An 18,432-nucleotide genomic window follows, 5' to 3' on the forward strand; every position below is an offset into this window, starting at 1 on the left:
GGTCATCAAACTCCAATCAGATGGCTAAGCCGCGACCTTGAGGGTCGGCGGCGGGATGTCATCAGAGTTGGGGGCTGTGTTCAGGATTTCAAGGGCTCTTCAATTTTGAAATGCGCGCGGGCCGTGGCAATGGGCTCGGATTCGGTGCTTTGCCAGGCCGTCACGGCCACGTTGGCGACCCGGCGCCCCTGCCGGCAAACCTGACATTTGGCCCAGGTATCGCGAAACTGCCCGGCGCGCAGGTAGTCGAGGGAGAAGTCGATGATTTTCGGCACACCCGGTGAGCCGGTAAAAATCAGCAAGTGCAGCGCAGCCGAGAGTTCCATGAACCCGGCGATCACGCCGCCATGAATCGCCGGCAATAAAGGGTTGCCAATGTTGTCCTTGTTGGCCGGCAGGCGAAACAGCAGGTCATCCCCTACCCGCGAACATTCGACGCCGATCAGTTTGGCGTAAGGAATCAGGTGCAGCAGCGAGGCGTAGTCACCCTGCTCATGGGCCAGTTGAAGTTGTTCCTTGAAAGCGTCCGTCATTGCGCACCTCCGGCAATCGCGCCGCCAAAACTTTTGGTGCCCTTAATGCCTTTGCCCATGCGCATGAATGTACCGACAACATGAGCGATAGGTTGCTCGGGATCATCCTGATAGGCAAAGCCGCGAGCGAAGATCACGTCAGTGGTCACCCGATAGCATTGGGCAAAGCCGTAGACATCTTTATGTGGCTCGGCGGCATGCATGTAATCGATGCGCAAATCGAGGGTCGGGCAGACTTCGAATTCGGGCAGCACACACAGTGTCGACATACCGCACGCGGTATCCATCAACGATGTCAACGCCCCGCCATGAATGACCCCGGTTTCTGGATTCCCCACGATTTCCGGACTGTAAGGCAAGATGACCGTTAGTCCGTCACTGCTGGCGCTGTGAACCCGCAGCCCGAGGACCTGACAATGACGCAGCGCCGACAGGAATCGCGTCGCACGCTCAAAAACGGGGTTTTCGGCCATGTGTTTAAAACTCTTCTTAATGTTCGGTCAAAGTAGCTCGTCAGCGGGGAAAAGTTCCATCACCTAACAAACTTATATATCTGAACGAATTGAGGAACTTAACGCTATGGAGCGTGCTCGAAAGGCCAGTAGTTATTTCCATAAGGAGAAACACCCCATGCGTAAGACTTTAGCTATTGCCTTGATGTTGACCGCTACCCTCGGTCTCGCTGCCTGCGATAAAAAATCCGAGGACAAAGCTCAAGATGCTGCCAAACATGCTGAGCAAGCTCAGCAAGATATGAGCAAAGCTCAGGATAAAGTGAACGACGCGGCAAAAGAAAACGCCGAAGCTGCCAAAGCTCAGGCTGAATCGAACGAAGCTGCTGCAAAAGAAGCACCTAAAAACTAAAACAGTTTTTAGCGTGACAAAAGAAAACCCGCCAAGTGCGGGTTTTCTTTTATTTGTGATTTGGTGCGTTAGAGCAAAACGCTTCTAAAAGTCGGACTAATCATCAGTAACAACGAACAGACGAAACCCACAAACCAGACCAGACTGCGCTGCCAGGCCAAATCCCCCCAGTAACACAGCAAGTAAATAACACGTGTGATCACAAAAATGATCGCCAACACATCGATCAACCATCCTGCAGTTTGTGTGGTGTGCGCCATCAACACGCCCACCGCAAACAATATGAATGCCTCAAAACAGTTTTGATGCGCAGCCACCGCCCTGGCGCCGAAACCGGTAAGTTGTGCCTGTTGCTGGCGTGGCGAGTGATTGTTGTAACCACCCTGCTCTTTCATCGCCTTGGCCACCGGCATGCGGGCCACGTAAATCAGTAGTGCGCTGATAAACACACACCAGAACGGAATACTCATCAAGCGGCCTCTTTGTTCGCCTCAGGCAAGGGTGCCTCTGTAGGGGTATAGACCATCACGTCGAGCACGTCGGAATGGAATTCCCGGCGATACAACACCAGCACCACGCCGGCACTCATCAACATGAACAACCACGGGCTGACAAACCAGGCCAGCATGGTCATGCCGAAGTAATAGGAACGCAGGCCAAAGTTGAACTGGTTCGCCGCCATCGAGATAACGCGAGCCGCTCGGGCAGCAAAGGCTTTGCGCTCCTGTTCGGACACATGGCGCTCACCCACCATCGGCGCCGAGCCAATCAGGATCGCCGCAAAGTTGTACTGACGCATGCACCAGCTGAACGTGAAGAACGCGTAGACAAACACCATCGCCAGGCACAGCAACTTGATCTCGGACATGCCCTGGGACACCTGCTGCACCATCGGGATATCCGCCAGTAACGACACTGCTCTTTCGGATGCACCAAGTACCGTCAAAATACCCGCCAGGATAATCAATGTGCTGGAGGCAAAGAACGAAGCGTTGCGCTCCAGGTTGCCGATCACACTGGCGTCGGCAATGCGGTTATCGCGCAGCAACATGCGACGCATCCAGTCTTCCCGGTAAAGGTGCAACACACTGGCCAGGCACGCGGTGTCGCGACCCTTCCACGAGGCATAGCGGGTGTAACCGCCCCAGCAGATGACAAACCAGAGCGCGGCGAGGATGTGGATCAGGTTGGCGTGGATGAACGACATGCAATTCCTTGTGAGACGTTGGCATTGGTAATCCCCGTAGGAGCAAGGCTTGCCCGCGATAGGGCCTTGGAAATCGCCATCGCGGGCAAGCCTTGCTCCTACAGGTAGTGCTTCGACGTTAGCTCAAGGAAAAAGACACTGCCTGACGCCCATAAAAAATGCCCCGTATCGATTGATACGGGGCATTTCTGTTTTAGCGTGACAGCCCGTTTGTGGCGGGCCATTGCGCGACTTAAGCCAGCACTTCTTCGCGCTTGCCCAGCAGACGATCGCAAACCACTGCGACGACCAGGGTCATGACCGATGGCACCAGCCACGCCAGGCCCTGCTCGCTCAGCGGCAAGTGGGACAACTGAGTCGGCATCCAGTCTGCCAGACCGGCGCCCTTGAGCGCGTCGATCAGGCCGAAGATGAACGACACCAGCATCACCGGACCGACAATGCGGCCCTGCTCATGCCAGAAGTCCTTGCAGAAGCTCAGCGCCACCAGGGCGATGCACGGCGGGTAAATCGCGGTCAGTACCGGGATCGAGAACGCAATCAGCTTGGTGAGTCCCAGGTTGGACACCAGCAAGGAGAACGCCGCCAGGATGATGACCAGGGTCTTGTAGGACAGTGGCAACACGCGGCTGAAGTACTCGGCGCAGGCACAGGTCAGGCCGACCGCCGTCACCAGGCAGGCCAGCGAGATCAGCACCGCCAGGAAACCACTGCCCAACGAACCGAAGGTGTGTTGAACGTAGGCGTGCAACACGGCCGCGCCGTTGGTTGCACCGGCGGCCACTTCATGGCTGCCCGAACCGAGGCGGAACAGGCTGACATAAACCAGCGCCAGGCCCACGCCGGCAATCAGGCCGGCAATGATCGCGTAACGGGTAATCAGCGCCGGCGATTCCACACCGCGGGAACGGATCGCGTTGACGATGACAATGCCAAACACCAGCGCGCCCAGGGTATCCATGGTCAAGTAACCATTGATGAAGCCCTGAGAGAACGGTGCCGCCACATATTCAGGCGTGGCCATGCCGATATCACCGGCAGGCAATGCAAACGCGGCGATACCAAGCGCGGCCAGGGCGATGATCTTCAGCGGCGCGAGGAAACGTCCGACGGTATCCAGCAAACGGCCCGGATAGAGCGAGATGAAGAACACCACAAGGAAGTACACGGCACTGTAGATAAACAACGCCAACGGGCTCTCGCCGGTCAACGGCGCCAGGCCTACTTCGAACGATACGGTGGCGGTACGTGGTGTCGCGAACAACGGGCCGACGGCGAGGTAGCACGCGGCAGCCAGCAGGCCACCGGCGATTTTGCCGATAGGACTGCTCAGGGCATCCATTGCCCCGCCGACTTTTGCCAGCGCAACCACCGTGACCACCGGCAAACCGACTGCGGTGATCAGAAAGCCCAGCGCCGCCATCCAGACATTAGGCCCGGACTGCAAACCGACGATAGGCGGGAAGATGATGTTGCCAGCCCCGACAAACAGGGCAAACGTCATAAAACCAAGTGCCAGGATGTCCTGGCCTTTCAACACTTTCATTAAGGAAATACCACACTACTGAATCGGAATTTAGAGAGGGACTTCCCTTGGGGGTGAGGGAAATGCTGTCGGTCCGTATAGGACTGACCCTTTAGCGCGTAGCAACCTTGTGGGACGCGGACGCAAAAATGGCGAGTAGCCTAACGAATTTGCCCGACAAACGCACTGTTAGAGGGCGAACTATCCGATACGCGACGTTTCTGTGTCGCGTTTATGCATGTAAATGGTGGGTGCCTGTAAATTCGTCTTCGCGAGCAAGCTCGCTCCCACAAGGATTTGGGCCGTTCAACCGATGATTGATCGTTCCCACGCTCTGCGTGGGAATGCATCGTGTGACGCTCTGCGTCACTTTCAAGAGTGGGACGCGGAGCGTCCCCGGCGGAGTTCCCACGCAGAGCGTGGGGACGATCACCCGGAAACGACAAAGGCCACCCGAAGGTGGCCTTTGTTTGGTGAAGCATGAATTAAGCGCGAGGCTTACTTCATCGCCCAACCGGTCAGCTCGGACAAAGCCTTGCCGATGTCTGCCAGCGAACGCACGGTTTTAACGCCTGCGTCTTCCAGGGCAGCAAACTTCTCGTCTGCAGTGCCTTTGCCGCCAGAGATGATTGCGCCAGCATGGCCCATGCGCTTGCCCGGAGGAGCAGTCACACCAGCGATGTAGGAAACAACCGGCTTGGTCACGTGTGCCTTGATGTAGGCTGCCGCTTCTTCTTCAGCCGAACCGCCGATCTCACCGATCATCACGATCGCTTCGGTCTTCGGGTCTTCCTGGAACAGCTTCAGGATGTCGATGAAGTTCGAACCCGGGATCGGGTCACCGCCGATGCCGACGCAAGTCGACTGACCGAAACCGGCGTCAGTAGTCTGCTTCACAGCTTCGTAGGTCAGGGTGCCGGAACGGGAAACGATACCGACCTTGCCTGGCAAGTGAATGTGACCTGGCATGATGCCGATCTTGCATTCGCCTGGAGTGATCACGCCTGGGCAGTTAGGGCCGATCAGGGTGATACCCAGCTCGTCGCACTTGACCTTGGCATCCAGCATGTCCAGGGTAGGAATGCCTTCAGTGATGCAAACGATCAGCTTGATGCCGCCGAAGGCTGCTTCCAGGATGGAGTCCTTGCAGAAAGGAGCTGGAACGTAGATCACGCTGGCGGTGGCGCCAGTGGCAGCTACAGCATCTTTCACGGTGTTGAACACTGGCAGACCCAGGTGCTCGGTGCCGCCTTTACCCGGAGTTACGCCGCCAACCATCTTGGTGCCGTATTCGAGCGCTTGCTGGGTATGGAAACTACCTTGCGAACCGGTAATACCCTGGCAGATAACTTTGGTGTCTTTATTGATCAGGACGCTCATTATTTGCCCTCCGCAGCTTTAACAACTTGTTGAGCAGCGTCGGTCAGGCTGGTAGCAGCGATGATGTTCAAACCGCTTTCTGCCAGTACTTTAGCGCCCAGCTCAGCGTTGTTGCCTTCAAGGCGAACAACAACCGGGATTTTCACGCCGACTTCTTTCACAGCGCCGATGATGCCTTCGGCAATCATGTCGCAACGAACGATGCCGCCGAAGATGTTAACCAATACTGCAGCGACGTTGGTGTCGGACAGAATGATCTTGAACGCTTCGGTAACGCGTTCTTTGGTAGCACCGCCGCCCACGTCGAGGAAGTTGGCTGGTTTGCCGCCATGCAGGTTGACGATGTCCATGGTACCCATGGCCAGGCCAGCACCGTTGACCATGCAACCGATGTTGCCTTCCAGTGCTACGTAGTTCAGTTCGAACTTGGCAGCGTGCGCTTCGCGCGGATCGTCTTGCGACGGATCGTGGAAAGTCTTCAGCTTAGGCTGACGGTACATGGCGTTGGCGTCGATGTTGATCTTGGCATCGAGGCAATGCAGATCGCCGTCAGCCTTGATCACCAGCGGGTTCACTTCCAGCAGAGCCAGGTCGTGATCCTTGAACAGCTTGGCCAGACCTACGAAGATCTTGGCGAACTGAGCAACCTGCTTGCCTTCCAGACCCAACTGGAATGCCAGCTCGCGACCCTGGAATGGCTGAGCGCCAACCAGTGGATCGATAGTGGCTTTCAGAATTTTTTCTGGAGTGTCGTGAGCGATTTTCTCGATGTCCACGCCACCTTCGGTGGAAGCCATGAACACGATACGACGGCTCGAACGGTCAACGACAGCGCCCAGGTACAGCTCTTTAGCGATATCAGTGCACGATTCAACCAGGATCTTGGTGACTGGCTGACCATTGGCGTCAGTCTGGTAAGTCACCAGACGCTTGCCCAGCCACTGCTGTGCGAATGCCTTAGCGTCTTCTTTGCTGCGAACCAGCTTTACGCCGCCCGCTTTACCGCGACCACCAGCGTGGACCTGGGCTTTGACAACCCACTCGGTGCCGCCGATTTTGTCGCAAGCTTCTGCTGCTGCTTCCGGGGTGTCTACTGCATAACCGGTGGAAACTGGCAGGCCGTATTCAGCGAACAGCTGCTTACCCTGATACTCGTGAAGATTCATGCTTATTACCGTCTTCGTTAGGTACTGCGCATTCGGTGCTGCACTCATTCAAGTGCCGCACCACCTGTGACTGCTGCTTGCGTAGCCTTTCCGGGCATCCGGTGCAGCTACGCAAGACTGCGTCCAGCGGATATTCCGCGGTGAGTCTTGCATGCAAGGCTCACGACGGGCCATTCCGCCGTGGTTTCTTATTGTCTTAACGCTTCTTGCGGTTGGCGATGTGGATGGCGCCGCCATTCACTGCCAGAGCAGCTTCGTGCAAGGCTTCAGACAGGGTCGGATGGGAGAAAACCATCATGCCCAGGTCTTCAGCGCTGGTGCCGAATTCCATACCGATCGCGCCCTGCTGAACCAGTTCTGCAGCGCTCGGGCCAATCACGTGGACGCCCAATACGCGGTCGGTCTTGGCATCGGCGATAACTTTTACGAAACCGCCGGTATCGTTGGCAGCCATGGCACGGCCACTGGCTGCGAACGGGAAGGTGCCAACGTTAACTTCAACGCCTTCTGCCTTCAAGGTCTGCTCGGTTTTGCCGACCCACGCGATTTCCGGGTGAGTATAAATAACAGACGGGATCAAATCATAGTTCATCTGGGCTTTGTGGCCCTTGATGCGCTCGACGACCATGATGCCCTCTTCCGAGGCCTTGTGTGCCAGCATCATGCCGCGAACCACGTCGCCGATAGCGTAAACGCCCGGTACGGTGGTGGCGCAGTGATCATCAACGTGCACGAAACCGCGCTCGTCCAGGGTCACGCCGCAATCAGCGGACAGCAGATCAGTGGTCACTGGACGGCGACCAACGGCTACGATCAGCTTGTCAAAAGTGATGTTCTGCTCGCCTTTGGCATCGGTGTAGTTCACAACGACTTCGTCGCCGTTCACTTTGGAACCGGTAACGCGAGCGCCCAGCTTGATGTCCAGACCTTGTTTGGTCAGGGTTTTCAAAGCTTCTTTGGACACAGCAGCGTCGGCAGCCATCAGGAACGTGTCCAGGGCTTCCAGAACAGTGACTTCAGCACCCAGACGGGACCATACCGAACCCAGTTCCAGACCGATCACGCCAGCGCCGATCACGCCAAGACGCTTAGGTACGGACTGGAATTCCAGTGCGCCAGTCGAATCGACGATCACATTCTGGTCAACCGGAGCTGGTGGAATGTCGATCGGACGCGAACCTGGAGCCAGGATCACGTTCTCGGCTTCAATGATTTCTACCGAACCGTCAGGCTTGGTGACTTCGACTTTCTTGCCGGCCAGCAGTTTGCCGTGGCCCTGGATCGAGGTCACGCCGTTAGCCTTGAACAGGGTGGCTACACCCGAGGTCAGGCCTTTGACGATGTTGGCTTTACGGCCGACCATTGCTGGCACGTCCATGGTCACGCCAGCGTGGTTGATACCGTGGATCGCGAAGCCGTCTTGGGCTTCGTGGAACTTCCAGGAGCTGTCCAGCAGCGCCTTGGATGGAATGCAGCCGACGTTCAGGCAAGTACCGCCGAGGGCCAGTTTGCCTTCCTTGTCGGTGTACTTCTCGATGCAGGCAGTGGTGAGACCCAGCTGGGCTGCTTTGATGGCAGCAACGTAGCCGCCAGGGCCCGCGCCGATCACTACTACGTCAAATTTCTGCGACATTCAAAAAATCCTCTTTTTTGCGGCAAGCTTGAAGCCGCAAGCCTCAAGCCAGACTGCCCTTTCGTGCAGCCTGGACCTTGAAACCTGCAGCCGCTTCTATCAGATATCCAGCAACAAACGAGCCGGGTCTTCCAGCAGGTTCTTGATGGTAACCAGGAAGGTCACAGCTTCTTTGCCATCGATCAGACGGTGATCGTAAGACAGAGCCAGGTACATCATCGGACGGATAACGACCTGACCGTTGATCGCCATAGGGCGCTGCAGAATGTTGTGCATGCCCAGGATAGCCGCTTGCGGCGGGTTGACGATCGGGGTCGACATCATCGAACCGAAGGTACCACCGTTGGTGATGGTGAACGTGCCGCCGGTCATTTCGTCCATCGACAGTTTGCCGTCACGAGCCTTCTTGCCGAAGGTGGCGATGCCGCCTTCGATTTCAGCCAGGCTCATCAGTTCGGCGTTACGCAGAACCGGTACAACCAGACCACGGTCGCTGGAAACAGCAACACCGACGTCGGCGTAGCCGTGGTAAACGATGTCGCCACCGTCGATCGACGCGTTGACAGCCGGGAAGCGTTTCAGTGCTTCGGTAGCGGCCTTGACGAAGAACGACATGAAGCCCAGGCGTACGCCGTTGTGGGACTTCTCGAACAGGTCCTTGTACTTCGAACGCAGGGCCATGACTTCAGTCATGTCGACTTCGTTGAAAGTGGTCAGCATCGCCATGTTCGACTGAGCTTCTACCAGGCGCTTGGCCACGGTAGCGCGAACGCGGGTCATCGGTACGCGCTTCTCGACGCGGTCGCCGGCGGCGAACACAGGAGCAGCGGCAGCCGGGGCAGCAGCCTTGGCAGGCGCGGCAGCCGGAGCGGCTTTCTTGGCAGCGACAGCGGCTACTACGTCTTCCTTGGTCACACGACCGCCTTTGCCGGTGCCGGCAACGGAAGCGATGTTGATGCCGTTTTCTTCAGCCAGCTTGCGAGCAGCCGGTGCAGCAACAGGATCGTCTTCGCCATCAGCAGCTGGAGCAGCCGCTTGTGCAGCGGCCGGAGCGGCAGCAGGAGCAGCGGCTGCAGCGCCGCCTTCTACGATGGAGCCCAGAACTTCGTCGGACAGGACGGTCTCGCCCTCGCCCTTGACGATTGCGCCCAACACGCCATCAGCGGTAGCCAGAACTTCCAGTACGACTTTGTCGGTTTCGATGTCGACGATCAGTTCGTCACGCTTGACGGCGTCGCCCGGTTGCTTGTGCCACGTGGCAACGGTGCCATCGGCAACCGATTCCGGGAAAGTGGGGGCTTTGATTTCGATAGCCATTATCTGTGAGTCCTTAAATTCGGTTTCAGGTGCGCGAAGGCGTTAAACAGTAAAGGCGTCTTGCAGCAGTTTTTCCTGCTGTTCGGCGTGCATCGATGCATAACCACATGCCGGTGCAGCAGAAGCCTCACGGCCCGCGTACTCGAGTACGAGAGACTTGTTGAGGGTACTGATGCTGCGACGCAAGTGGTGTTGGCTGCAGTACCAGGCACCCTGGTTCATCGGCTCTTCCTGACACCAAACGGCATGTTTGGCGTTGGTGTAAGGAGCCAGGACTTCTTTCAAGTCGTCCTCAGGGAATGGGTACAGCTGCTCGATACGCACGACGGCGATGTCGTCACGACCTTCGGCACGGCGTTTTTCCAACAGGTCGTAGTAGACCTTGCCGCTACACAGAACAATGCGCTCGACCTTTTTCGGATCTTGAGCATCGATTTCCGGGATCACGGTCTGGAACGAACCTTCGGCCAGATCTTCCAGCGTCGAGATGGCCAGTTTGTGGCGCAACAGCGACTTCGGAGTCAGAACGATCAATGGCTTGCGCAGCGGGCGAATGACCTGGCGACGCAGCAAGTGATAGATCTGAGCCGGCGTAGTCGGTACGGCTACCTGAATGTTGTGCTCGGCGCACAATTGCAGGTAACGCTCCAGACGTGCCGAGGAGTGCTCAGGACCCTGACCTTCGTAACCGTGCGGCAACAGCATGGTCAGACCGCAGAGACGGCCCCACTTGTGTTCGCCACTGGTGATGAACTGGTCGATAACCACCTGGGCACCGTTGGCGAAGTCGCCGAACTGGGCTTCCCAGATCACCAGCGCATCAGGCGTGGTGGTCGAGTAACCGTATTCGAACGCCAGTACGGCTTCTTCGGACAGGAACGAATCGTACAGGTCGAAACGTGGCTGGCCGTTGTACAGGTTTTGCAACGGGATGTAGGTACCCGCGTCTTTCTGGTTGTGCAAGACAGCGTGACGGTGCGAGAACGTACCGCGACCGATGTCCTGACCCGTCATGCGAATCGGGTGACCTTCGAACGCCAGGGTCGCGTACGCCATGGTTTCGGCGTAACCCCAGTTAATCGGCAGGCCGCCGGCTTGCATTTTCTGACGGTCTTCGTAGATTTTTGCGACCTGGCGCTGAACCACGAAACCTTCTGGAATTTCCAGCAGCTTGGCGGACAGTTCCTGCAGGGTCTTGAGGTCGAAACGAGTGTCGTGACGCGCAGTCCAGGCATGGCCCAGGTACGGACGCCAGTCCACGAACAGCTCTTTGTTCGGCTCTTTGACCAGGCTTTTTACAACATGCAGACCGTTGTCCAGTGCGTTGCGGTATTCGTCGATTTTCGACTGCACACGCTCTGCGTCCAGCACACCGCTCTGTGTCAGGCGATCGGCATACAGCTCACGGGTGGTGCGCTGTTTGGTGATCTGCTGATACATGATCGGCTGGGTGCCGCTTGGTTCGTCGGCCTCGTTGTGGCCGCGACGACGGTAGCAGACCAGGTCGATCACCACGTCACGCTTGAACTGCATGCGGTAGTCGATGGCCAGCTGGGTCACGAACAATACAGCTTCCGGATCATCACCATTCACATGGAGGATCGGTGCCTGGATCATTTTCGCAACGTCAGTCGCGTACTCGGTGGAACGCGAGTCCAGCGGGTTGCTGATGGTGAAACCGACCTGGTTGTTGATCACGATGTGCACGGTACCGCCGGTTTTGAAACCGCGGGTCTGCGACATCTGGAACGTTTCCATGACCACGCCTTGACCTGCGAACGCAGCGTCACCGTGGATGGAGATCGGCAGGACTTTTTCACCGGTAGGATCGTTACGACGGTCCTGACGGGCGCGAACCGACCCCTCGACCACCGGGGAAACGATTTCCAGGTGGGACGGGTTGAACGCCATGGCCAGGTGAACTTCACCGCCGGCGGTCATCACGTTGGACGAGAAGCCCTGGTGATATTTAACGTCACCAGAACCCAGCTCGACCTTCTTCTTGCCTTCGAACTCGTCGAACAGCTCGCGCGGGTTCTTGCCGAAGGTGTTGACCAGCACGTTAAGACGACCACGGTGGGCCATGCCGATGACGATTTCCTTGGTGCCGTAGGAACCGGAACGCTGGATCAGTTCGTCGAGCATCGGAATCAGGCTTTCGCCGCCTTCCAGACCGAAACGCTTGGTACCCGGGTATTTGGTGCCCAGGTATTTTTCCAGGCCTTCGCCGGCGGTCACGCGCTCAAGCAAGTGGCTCTTGATGTCAGCGGAGTACGTCGGACGACCGCGCACGCTTTCCAGACGCTGCTGGAACCACTGGCGCTGCTCGGAATCGGTGATATGCGTAAATTCAGCGCCGATGGTGCGGCAATATGTCTGCTGCAACGCTTCGTGAATTTCGCGTAGGCTCGCCTCCTCTTTGCCGATGAACAGGTCGCCGGCACGGTAGGTCGTATCAAGATCGGCATTGGTCAAGCCGTAGTGATTGATTGACAGGTCTGCAGGTGCAGGACGCTGCCACAGCCCCAGCGGGTCAAGCTGGGCTGCCTGGTGGCCACGCATACGGTAGGCCTGGATCAATCGCAGCACTTCAACTTGCTTCTTCTCGTGCTCACTGCTCACGCTGCCGGCGGAAACCGGTTGGGCGCGGCGCTGGTTCTTTGCCAGCAAGACGAAATGATCGCGAATTGTGGAGTGCGAAACATCGGTGGCAGTGTTGCCGTCAGCAGGCAACTTCTGGAAGTAGGTGCGCCACTCTTCTGGCACAGCGTTAGGGTCGTGCAGGTAGAGCTCGTAAAGCTCTTCCACATAGGCAGCGTTACTACCGGACAGGTAGGCGCTGTTCCACATGCGCTGCATCACGCTTTCTTGCATGCTTGGTCACCCTCGGTTAGGGGAACACCACCGGCGTCGACACCGAGCAAACTTGCAGAAGTCCGAATGCAGCGACCAAAACAAGCCACTTAGGATCACGCTGATAGTCCGGGTACCAGCCCGGATGCCCCTGCTTGTCTCATTTCTTCAAAATAAGAGCTGCAGCTTTGTGAGCTGCTGCTCAGGTTAAAACTACGGCGCCGGTTGAAGCCTGCGCCGTAGCATCTACGGGTACAGCGGTCTTACGGGTACAACAGCTGAATCACACGCCGCTTTGCAGAAGCATGTTACGAATGTGACCGATGGCCTTAGTCGGGTTCAGGCCTTTCGGACAAACGTTGACGCAGTTCATGATCCCGCGGCAGCGGAATACGCTGAACGGATCATCCAGCGAAGCCAGACGCTCGGAAGTCTTGGTGTCGCGGCTGTCTGCCAGGAAGCGATAAGCTTGCAGCAGAGCAGCTGGACCCAGGAACTTGTCCGGGTTCCACCAGAAGGACGGGCAAGAAGTCGAGCAGCAAGCGCACAGGATGCACTCGTACAGACCGTCAAGCTTTTCACGCTCTTCAGGGGACTGCAGACGCTCGATGGCCGGAGCCGGCGTGTCGTTCTGCAGGTAAGGCTTAACCTTCTCGTATTGCTTGTAGAAGATGCTCATATCGACGACCAGGTCACGGATAACCGGCAAACCTGGCAGAGGACGAACGATCAACTTGTTACCTTTTACGACGGCGGACAGCGGCGTAACGCACGCCAGACCGTTTTTGCCGTTGATGTTCATGCCGTCGGAACCGCATACACCTTCACGGCAAGAGCGACGATAGGAGAAACCTTCGTCCTGCTCTTTGATCAGGGCCAGCACGTCCAGCACCATCAGGTCTTTACCACCGGTATCGACCGAGAATTCCTGCATGAACGGCGCAGCGTCCTGATCAGGGTTGTAACGATAAACGCTGACTTTCAACATGGCGGCCACCCTTAATAAGTCCGAATCTTAGGTTCAAAAGTCGGAACAGTCTTCGGCGAGAAGTTCACAGCACGCTTGGTCACGCGCTTGTCACCCGGGAAGTACAGGGTGTGGCACAGCCAGTTTTCGTCGTCACGGTCTTCGAAGTCTTCACGGGCGTGAGCACCGCGGGACTCTTTACGTACTTCGGCAGCGATGGCAGTAGCTTCAGCCACTTCCAGCAGGTTCTGCAGTTCCAGAGCTTCGATACGTGCAGTGTTGAACGCCTGCGACTTATCGTTGATCTTGACGTTGGCGATGCGCTTGCGCAGGTCAGCCAGCTGGGCAATACCCTTCTGCATGTATTCGCCAGTACGGAATACACCGAAGTAGTTCTGCATGCAGTTTTGCAGCTCGCGACGCAGGGTTGCCACGTCTTCGCCTTCGGTACGCTCGTTCAGAGCAGACAGACGCGCCAGGGCCGCATTGATGTCGGCGTCGGTGGCGTCGTCGTATTCGATACCGTCGGTCAGTGCTTTTTCCAGGTGCAGGCCGGCAGCGCGGCCGAATACCACCAGGTCGAGCAACGAGTTGCCGCCCAGACGGTTGGCACCGTGAACCGATACGCACGCCACTTCACCCACTGCGAACAGGCCAGGGATGATTTCGTCGACGCCTTCGTCGTTCTGGGTGATTGCCTGACCGTGAATGTTGGTCGGAACGCCGCCCATCATATAGTGGCAAGTCGGAACAACCGGAACCGGAGCAACAACCGGGTCAACGTGAGCGAAAGTCTTGGACAGTTCGCAGATGCCTGGCAGACGGCTGTGCAGCACTTCCTCGCCCAAGTGGTCGAGCTTGAGCATTACGTGGTCGCCATTCGGGCCGCAGCCGTTACCAGCGATGATTTCCTTAACCATCGAACGGGCAACAACGTCACGACCTGCAAGGTCTTTGGCGTTCGGAGCATAACGCTCCATGAAACGCTCGCCGTGCTTGTTGATCAGGTAACCACCTTCACCACGGCAACCTTCAGTAACCAGTACACCAGCGCCGGCGATACCGGTCGGGTGGAACTGCCACATTTCAATGTCTTGTACCGGCACGCCAGCACGCAGAGCCATGCCGACGCCGTCACCGGTGTTGATCAGGGCGTTGGTGGTGGACGCGTAGATACGACCTGCACCGCCGGTAGCCAGTACGGTGGCCTTGGCACGGATGTAGGTGGTTTCGCCGGTTTCGATGCAGATGGCGATCACGCCGACGAACTCGCCTTCGCCGTTCTTCACCAGATCGACAGCGTAGTACTCGTTCAGGAACACGGTACCGGCTTTCAGGTTGCCCTGATAAAGGGTGTGCAGCAGCGCGTGACCGGTACGGTCGGACGCAGCGCAAGTACGAGCAGCCTGCCCGCCTTTACCGTAATCCTTCGACTGACCGCCGAATGGACGCTGGTAGATACGACCTTGCTCGGTACGCGAGAATGGCATGCCCATGTGGTCCAGCTCGTAAACGGCAGCCGGGCCTTCCTGACACATGTACTCGATAGCGTCCTGGTCACCGATGTAGTCGGAACCCTTGACGGTATCGTACATGTGCCAGCGCCAGTCATCGTTCGGATCAGCCGAAGCGATGGCGCAGGTGATGCCACCCTGGGCAGATACAGTGTGCGAACGGGTCGGGAAAACCTTGGTGATCACGGCAGTCTTGTGACCGCCCTGTGCCAGTTGCAGCGCAGCGCGCATGCCGGCACCGCCACCACCAATGATGATGGCGTCGAAAGAAATCGTTGGAATGTTAGCCATGAATCAGATACCCCAGAGAATCTGCACACCCCAGACGAAGTAAGCGAACATCGCAACGCCGCATACTGCCTGGAAAAGGAAACGTACTGCAGTCGCGGACTTGCCCAGCGCCATCGGCGTCAGGTAGTCGGTCGCGATGGTCCACATGCCGACCCAGGCGTGAGCGCCCAGGGCTACAAGGGCCAGCAGACTGAAGATACGCATCCCGTTGTGGGCGAACAGGCCATGCCATTGGTCGTAACCAATGCCCGGATTCGCCGCGAGGTATCCGATCAGGAAGATGAAATAAGCCGCGAGAACAACCGCAGACACACGTTGTGCCATCCAGTCATAGAGGCCCGAACGCGAAAGGTTCGTAACGCTGGTTACCATATCCAAACTCCTGCCAGAACGATCAACACCACGGAAACGGCGATGATAATTTTCGAGCCCAGGCGGCCGCCTTCAAGCGTCTCGCCGATGCCCATATCCATGATCAAGTGGCGCACACCGGCTACCAGGTGATACAGAAGAGCGGACAGGAGGCCCCATGCTACGAACTTGGCCAGCGGGCTGGTCAAGCATGCCTTCACCTCGGCAAAACCTTCCTCGGAACCCAGGGATTTGCCCAATGCATAAAGCATGAAGCCAAGGCCCAGGAAGAGGATGATGCCGGAAACACGGTGAAGAAACGACGTAACGCCGGTGATGGGGAGTTTGATGGTCCTTAGGTCTAGGTTTACAGGTCGTTGGCTTTTCACGGCTTTTTTTTCACACTGAAGAGCCCCTAACAATCAGGGCAAAGTTGTTGGGGAGTGCACTGGTCAGGTAACCACCACCCAGGGATGCGACCCCCAATAAAGCAGGCCCAAAAGCCCCTGGCGGTCGGTGGCCGAGTATAGACAGTTAGGCTACTAATGACAACGCGTTCACCTTCCCCTAATAGCTGATTGCACAAGTTGGATAAAAGGCGTAAATGGCAGTCAATTTCGAGGAAAAAGTCCGGTTAAAGCCTTCTGGAGCAAGACTTTAGGCAAATTGACATTCGAATTTATCTCACTATAGTGGTGCGGGCCCTGCGTGGGGGGTCTGTCTGATGATTTCAAGCATAAATAGGAGGCCACATGGCTGACAAAAAAGCGCAGTTGATCATCGAGGGCGCAGCCCCCGTCGAGCTGCCCATTTTAACCGGCACCGTTGGTCCCGATGTTATCGATGTTCGGGGCCTGACGGCCACGGGCCGTTTCACCTTTGACCCTGGTTTCATGTCGACAGCCTCCTGCGAGTCGAAGATCACCTATATCGACGGCGACAATGGCATCCTGCTGCACCGCGGTTACCCGATCGAACAACTGGCTGAAAAGTCGGACTACCTGGAAACCTGCTACCTGCTGCTTAACGGCGAATTGCCGACCGCAGAACAGAAGGCCCAGTTCGTCAGTACCGTCAAGAACCACACCATGGTTCACGAGCAGTTGAAGACCTTCTTCAACGGTTTCCGCCGCGACGCCCACCCAATGGCTGTCATGTGCGGTGTAGTCGGCGCCCTCTCGGCCTTCTACCACGACTCCCTCGACATCAATAACCCGCAGCATCGCGAAATCTCTGCGATCCGCCTGGTTGCCAAGATGCCGACCCTGGCAGCAATGGTTTACAAGTACTCCATGGGCCAACCCATGATGTACCCGCGCAACGACCTGACGTACGCGGAAAACTTCCTGCACATGATGTTCAACACCCCGTGCGAGATCAAACCGATCAGCCCGGTGCTCGCCAAGGCCATGGACCGGATTTTCATCCTCCATGCCGACCACGAGCAGAACGCATCGACGTCAACCGTACGCCTGGCCGGTTCTTCGGGTGCCAACCCGTTCGCCTGTATCGCCGCCGGCATCGCTGCACTGTGGGGCCCTGCCCACGGCGGTGCGAACGAAGCCGTTCTGACCATGCTGGATGAAATTGGCGATGTATCGAACATCGACAAGTACATCGCCAAGGCCAAGGACAAGAACGATCCGTTCAAGCTGATGGGCTTCGGTCACCGGGTTTACAAAAACCGCGACCCACGCGCCACCGTGATGAAGCAGACCTGCGACGAAGTACTGAAAGAACTGGGCATCAAGAACGACAAGCAGCTCGAACTGGCCATGCGCCTGGAAGAGATCGCCCTGACCGACCCGTACTTCATCGAACGCTCGCTGTACCCGAACGTCGACTTCTACTCGGGGATCATCCTCAAGGCGATCGGCATTCCAACCAGCATGTTCACCGTTATCTTCGCCCTGGCGCGGACTGTTGGCTGGATCTCCCACTGGAAAGAAATGCTCTCCAGCCCGTACAAGATTGGCCGCCCGCGCCAGCTGTACACCGGCTACGAGTCGCGTGACATCACCAAGCTGGAAGACCGCAAATAAGACCTGTCTTGCGATAACGTCTTAACTGCACCGGAAACGGCCTCTATTTATATAGAGGCCGTTTTTGTTTGTGCGCTTTGAAAGTCTTCATCCCACCTCCCTCCTCGCCGCGCCGGAAAAAGCGGGACGCAGAGCATCCCTGGCAGCATTCCCACGCAGAGCGTGGGAACGATCATCCTGCACATCTGTTAGGGATGGGTCGGCTGGCAGGCCGCCATCGCTGGCAAGCCATGCTCCTACAGGGAATGAGTACATCTGCAAAAGGCTGGTCGGCTGGCAGGCCGCCATCGCGGGCAAGCCCGCTCCCACAAAAAGCAAAACAACACACATCCGCTGTTGCCCCTCACCACTCATCAGGCCGAGCGTTAGCTCGCCTACAGCTTTTGATCTTGATCCACCCGCCCCTTCGGGAGGCTGAGTAGAGGTGTTCATCCGGGGAGTGGCGCGCAGCGCCGTTCGACGCAGTCGAACACGCTGCATGTAGGTCGAAGCGAAGCCGACCGGAGGGCAGTGTCCCCGGAGGGATACCGGAGCGAAGGAACGCCGAGCCTTAGCGAGGGGCCGGACGCTCGGGGCGAGCGCTTTTGGTTACTTTTAAGGCGTTTGTTAAAAGTGACTCGCCGTAAGGGCGAAACCCTAAGCCGCCATTACCGCAGCAACGGATATGTACTCAACCAACCAAAACACAGGCCGGCTATCAGGCCGCCTCGACAAAAAACCAAATTCAGACCGATAACCGCCCAATAAAAAATGCCCCGATCTCTCGACCAGGGCATTTCATATTTAACG

The 18,432-nt window shown here is 57.2% G+C and carries 16 protein-coding genes; 2 read left to right on the top strand and 14 right to left on the bottom strand.

The window, feature by feature from the left end; translation table 11 throughout:
* Nucleotides 1–80: 80 nt before the first annotated feature.
* A complete protein-coding gene (locus BMS17_RS06345; protein ID WP_046032897.1) occupies nucleotides 81–533 on the bottom strand; it encodes a PaaI family thioesterase in 453 nt (150 codons plus the stop codon).
* A complete protein-coding gene (locus BMS17_RS06350) occupies nucleotides 530–1,006 on the bottom strand; it encodes a PaaI family thioesterase (protein ID WP_077430643.1) in 477 nt (158 codons plus the stop codon). The genes BMS17_RS06345 and BMS17_RS06350 overlap by 4 nt, the downstream gene beginning before the upstream one ends.
* Before the next feature lie 157 nt (nucleotides 1,007–1,163).
* Here BMS17_RS06350 and BMS17_RS06355 point away from each other — a divergent pair, with 157 nt between their 5' ends.
* Complete coding sequence (locus tag BMS17_RS06355; protein WP_046032895.1) at nucleotides 1,164–1,397, top strand: hypothetical protein; 234 nt, start codon at nucleotides 1,164–1,166, stop codon at nucleotides 1,395–1,397.
* 68 nt (nucleotides 1,398–1,465) lie between these two features.
* Here the strand turns inward: BMS17_RS06355 and BMS17_RS06360 are convergent, their stop codons facing one another.
* From BMS17_RS06360 to sdhC, 12 genes are all read right to left on the bottom strand, one after another.
* Nucleotides 1,466–1,867, bottom strand: coding sequence for an MAPEG family protein (locus BMS17_RS06360; RefSeq protein WP_046032894.1), 402 nt, complete (start codon nucleotides 1,865–1,867; stop codon nucleotides 1,466–1,468).
* Nucleotides 1,867–2,604, bottom strand: coding sequence for a DUF599 domain-containing protein (locus BMS17_RS06365; protein WP_077430644.1), 738 nt, complete (start codon nucleotides 2,602–2,604; stop codon nucleotides 1,867–1,869). The genes BMS17_RS06360 and BMS17_RS06365 overlap by 1 nt, the downstream gene beginning before the upstream one ends.
* Nucleotides 2,605–2,836: 232 nt before the next feature.
* Nucleotides 2,837–4,150 (bottom strand): branched-chain amino acid transport system II carrier protein, encoded by a 1,314-nt coding sequence (gene brnQ / locus BMS17_RS06370; RefSeq protein ID WP_046032892.1) that lies wholly within the window; start codon nucleotides 4,148–4,150, stop codon nucleotides 2,837–2,839.
* 477 nt (nucleotides 4,151–4,627) lie between these two features.
* Nucleotides 4,628–5,509 (bottom strand): succinate--CoA ligase subunit alpha, encoded by an 882-nt coding sequence (gene sucD, locus BMS17_RS06375; protein ID WP_046032891.1) that lies wholly within the window; start codon nucleotides 5,507–5,509, stop codon nucleotides 4,628–4,630.
* A complete protein-coding gene (gene sucC / locus BMS17_RS06380; protein ID WP_007898980.1) occupies nucleotides 5,509–6,675 on the bottom strand; it encodes an ADP-forming succinate--CoA ligase subunit beta in 1,167 nt (388 codons plus the stop codon). The genes sucD and sucC overlap by 1 nt, the downstream gene beginning before the upstream one ends.
* 196 nt (nucleotides 6,676–6,871) lie before the next feature.
* Nucleotides 6,872–8,308: a dihydrolipoyl dehydrogenase gene (gene lpdA / locus BMS17_RS06385; protein ID WP_046032890.1), complete on the bottom strand. Its 1,437-nt coding sequence runs from the start codon at nucleotides 8,306–8,308 to the stop codon at nucleotides 6,872–6,874.
* A 99-nt stretch (nucleotides 8,309–8,407) separates the two neighbouring features.
* Nucleotides 8,408–9,625, bottom strand: coding sequence for a 2-oxoglutarate dehydrogenase complex dihydrolipoyllysine-residue succinyltransferase (odhB, locus tag BMS17_RS06390; RefSeq protein WP_046032889.1), 1,218 nt, complete (start codon nucleotides 9,623–9,625; stop codon nucleotides 8,408–8,410).
* A gap of 42 nt (nucleotides 9,626–9,667) precedes the next feature.
* Entirely contained in the window at nucleotides 9,668–12,499 is a 2,832-nt protein-coding gene (locus BMS17_RS06395; protein ID WP_046032888.1) for a 2-oxoglutarate dehydrogenase E1 component, read from the bottom strand.
* Between the two features lie 262 nt (nucleotides 12,500–12,761).
* On the bottom strand, nucleotides 12,762–13,466 hold the full coding sequence (locus BMS17_RS06400; RefSeq protein ID WP_046032887.1) for a succinate dehydrogenase iron-sulfur subunit: 705 nt from the start codon (nucleotides 13,464–13,466) through the stop codon (nucleotides 12,762–12,764).
* An 11-nt stretch (nucleotides 13,467–13,477) separates the two neighbouring features.
* Nucleotides 13,478–15,250, bottom strand: a complete 1,773-nt coding sequence (gene sdhA, locus BMS17_RS06405; protein ID WP_046032886.1) for a succinate dehydrogenase flavoprotein subunit — start codon at nucleotides 15,248–15,250, stop codon at nucleotides 13,478–13,480.
* Between the two features lie 3 nt (nucleotides 15,251–15,253).
* Nucleotides 15,254–15,622 (bottom strand): succinate dehydrogenase, hydrophobic membrane anchor protein, encoded by a 369-nt coding sequence (gene sdhD, locus BMS17_RS06410; RefSeq protein WP_007977503.1) that lies wholly within the window; start codon nucleotides 15,620–15,622, stop codon nucleotides 15,254–15,256.
* A complete protein-coding gene (sdhC, locus tag BMS17_RS06415) occupies nucleotides 15,616–15,990 on the bottom strand; it encodes a succinate dehydrogenase, cytochrome b556 subunit (protein ID WP_015096190.1) in 375 nt (124 codons plus the stop codon). Before sdhC ends, sdhD begins: the two co-directional genes overlap by 7 nt.
* Before the next feature lie 363 nt (nucleotides 15,991–16,353).
* Here sdhC and gltA point away from each other — a divergent pair, with 363 nt between their 5' ends.
* Nucleotides 16,354–17,643, top strand: coding sequence for a citrate synthase (gene gltA / locus BMS17_RS06420; RefSeq protein ID WP_007945132.1), 1,290 nt, complete (start codon nucleotides 16,354–16,356; stop codon nucleotides 17,641–17,643).
* The last annotated feature ends 789 nt before the right edge of the window (nucleotides 17,644–18,432 follow it).

It is taken from the genome of Pseudomonas sp. C9, assembly GCF_002000165.1.
Classification (GTDB): domain Bacteria; phylum Pseudomonadota; class Gammaproteobacteria; order Pseudomonadales; family Pseudomonadaceae; genus Aquipseudomonas.

What these genes read in the sequence shown, in the direction of transcription:
- BMS17_RS06345 (WP_046032897.1), bottom strand. Translation starts at nt 533, where the DNA reads ATGACGGACGCTTTCAAGGAACAACTTCAACTGGCCCATGAGCAGGGT.
- BMS17_RS06350 (WP_077430643.1), bottom strand. Translation starts at nt 1,006, where the DNA reads ATGGCCGAAAACCCCGTTTTTGAGCGTGCGACGCGATTCCTGTCGGCG.
- BMS17_RS06355 (WP_046032895.1), top strand. Translation starts at nt 1,164, where the DNA reads ATGCGTAAGACTTTAGCTATTGCCTTGATGTTGACCGCTACCCTCGGT.
- BMS17_RS06360 (WP_046032894.1), bottom strand. Translation starts at nt 1,867, where the DNA reads ATGAGTATTCCGTTCTGGTGTGTGTTTATCAGCGCACTACTGATTTAC.
- BMS17_RS06365 (WP_077430644.1), bottom strand. Translation starts at nt 2,604, where the DNA reads ATGTCGTTCATCCACGCCAACCTGATCCACATCCTCGCCGCGCTCTGG.
- brnQ (WP_046032892.1), bottom strand. Translation starts at nt 4,150, where the DNA reads ATGAAAGTGTTGAAAGGCCAGGACATCCTGGCACTTGGTTTTATGACG.
- sucD (WP_046032891.1), bottom strand. Translation starts at nt 5,509, where the DNA reads ATGAGCGTCCTGATCAATAAAGACACCAAAGTTATCTGCCAGGGTATT.
- sucC (WP_007898980.1), bottom strand. Translation starts at nt 6,675, where the DNA reads ATGAATCTTCACGAGTATCAGGGTAAGCAGCTGTTCGCTGAATACGGC.
- lpdA (WP_046032890.1), bottom strand. Translation starts at nt 8,308, where the DNA reads ATGTCGCAGAAATTTGACGTAGTAGTGATCGGCGCGGGCCCTGGCGGC.
- odhB (WP_046032889.1), bottom strand. Translation starts at nt 9,625, where the DNA reads ATGGCTATCGAAATCAAAGCCCCCACTTTCCCGGAATCGGTTGCCGAT.
- BMS17_RS06395 (WP_046032888.1), bottom strand. Translation starts at nt 12,499, where the DNA reads ATGCAAGAAAGCGTGATGCAGCGCATGTGGAACAGCGCCTACCTGTCC.
- BMS17_RS06400 (WP_046032887.1), bottom strand. Translation starts at nt 13,466, where the DNA reads ATGTTGAAAGTCAGCGTTTATCGTTACAACCCTGATCAGGACGCTGCG.
- sdhA (WP_046032886.1), bottom strand. Translation starts at nt 15,250, where the DNA reads ATGGCTAACATTCCAACGATTTCTTTCGACGCCATCATCATTGGTGGT.
- sdhD (WP_007977503.1), bottom strand. Translation starts at nt 15,622, where the DNA reads ATGGTAACCAGCGTTACGAACCTTTCGCGTTCGGGCCTCTATGACTGG.
- gltA (WP_007945132.1), top strand. Translation starts at nt 16,354, where the DNA reads ATGGCTGACAAAAAAGCGCAGTTGATCATCGAGGGCGCAGCCCCCGTC.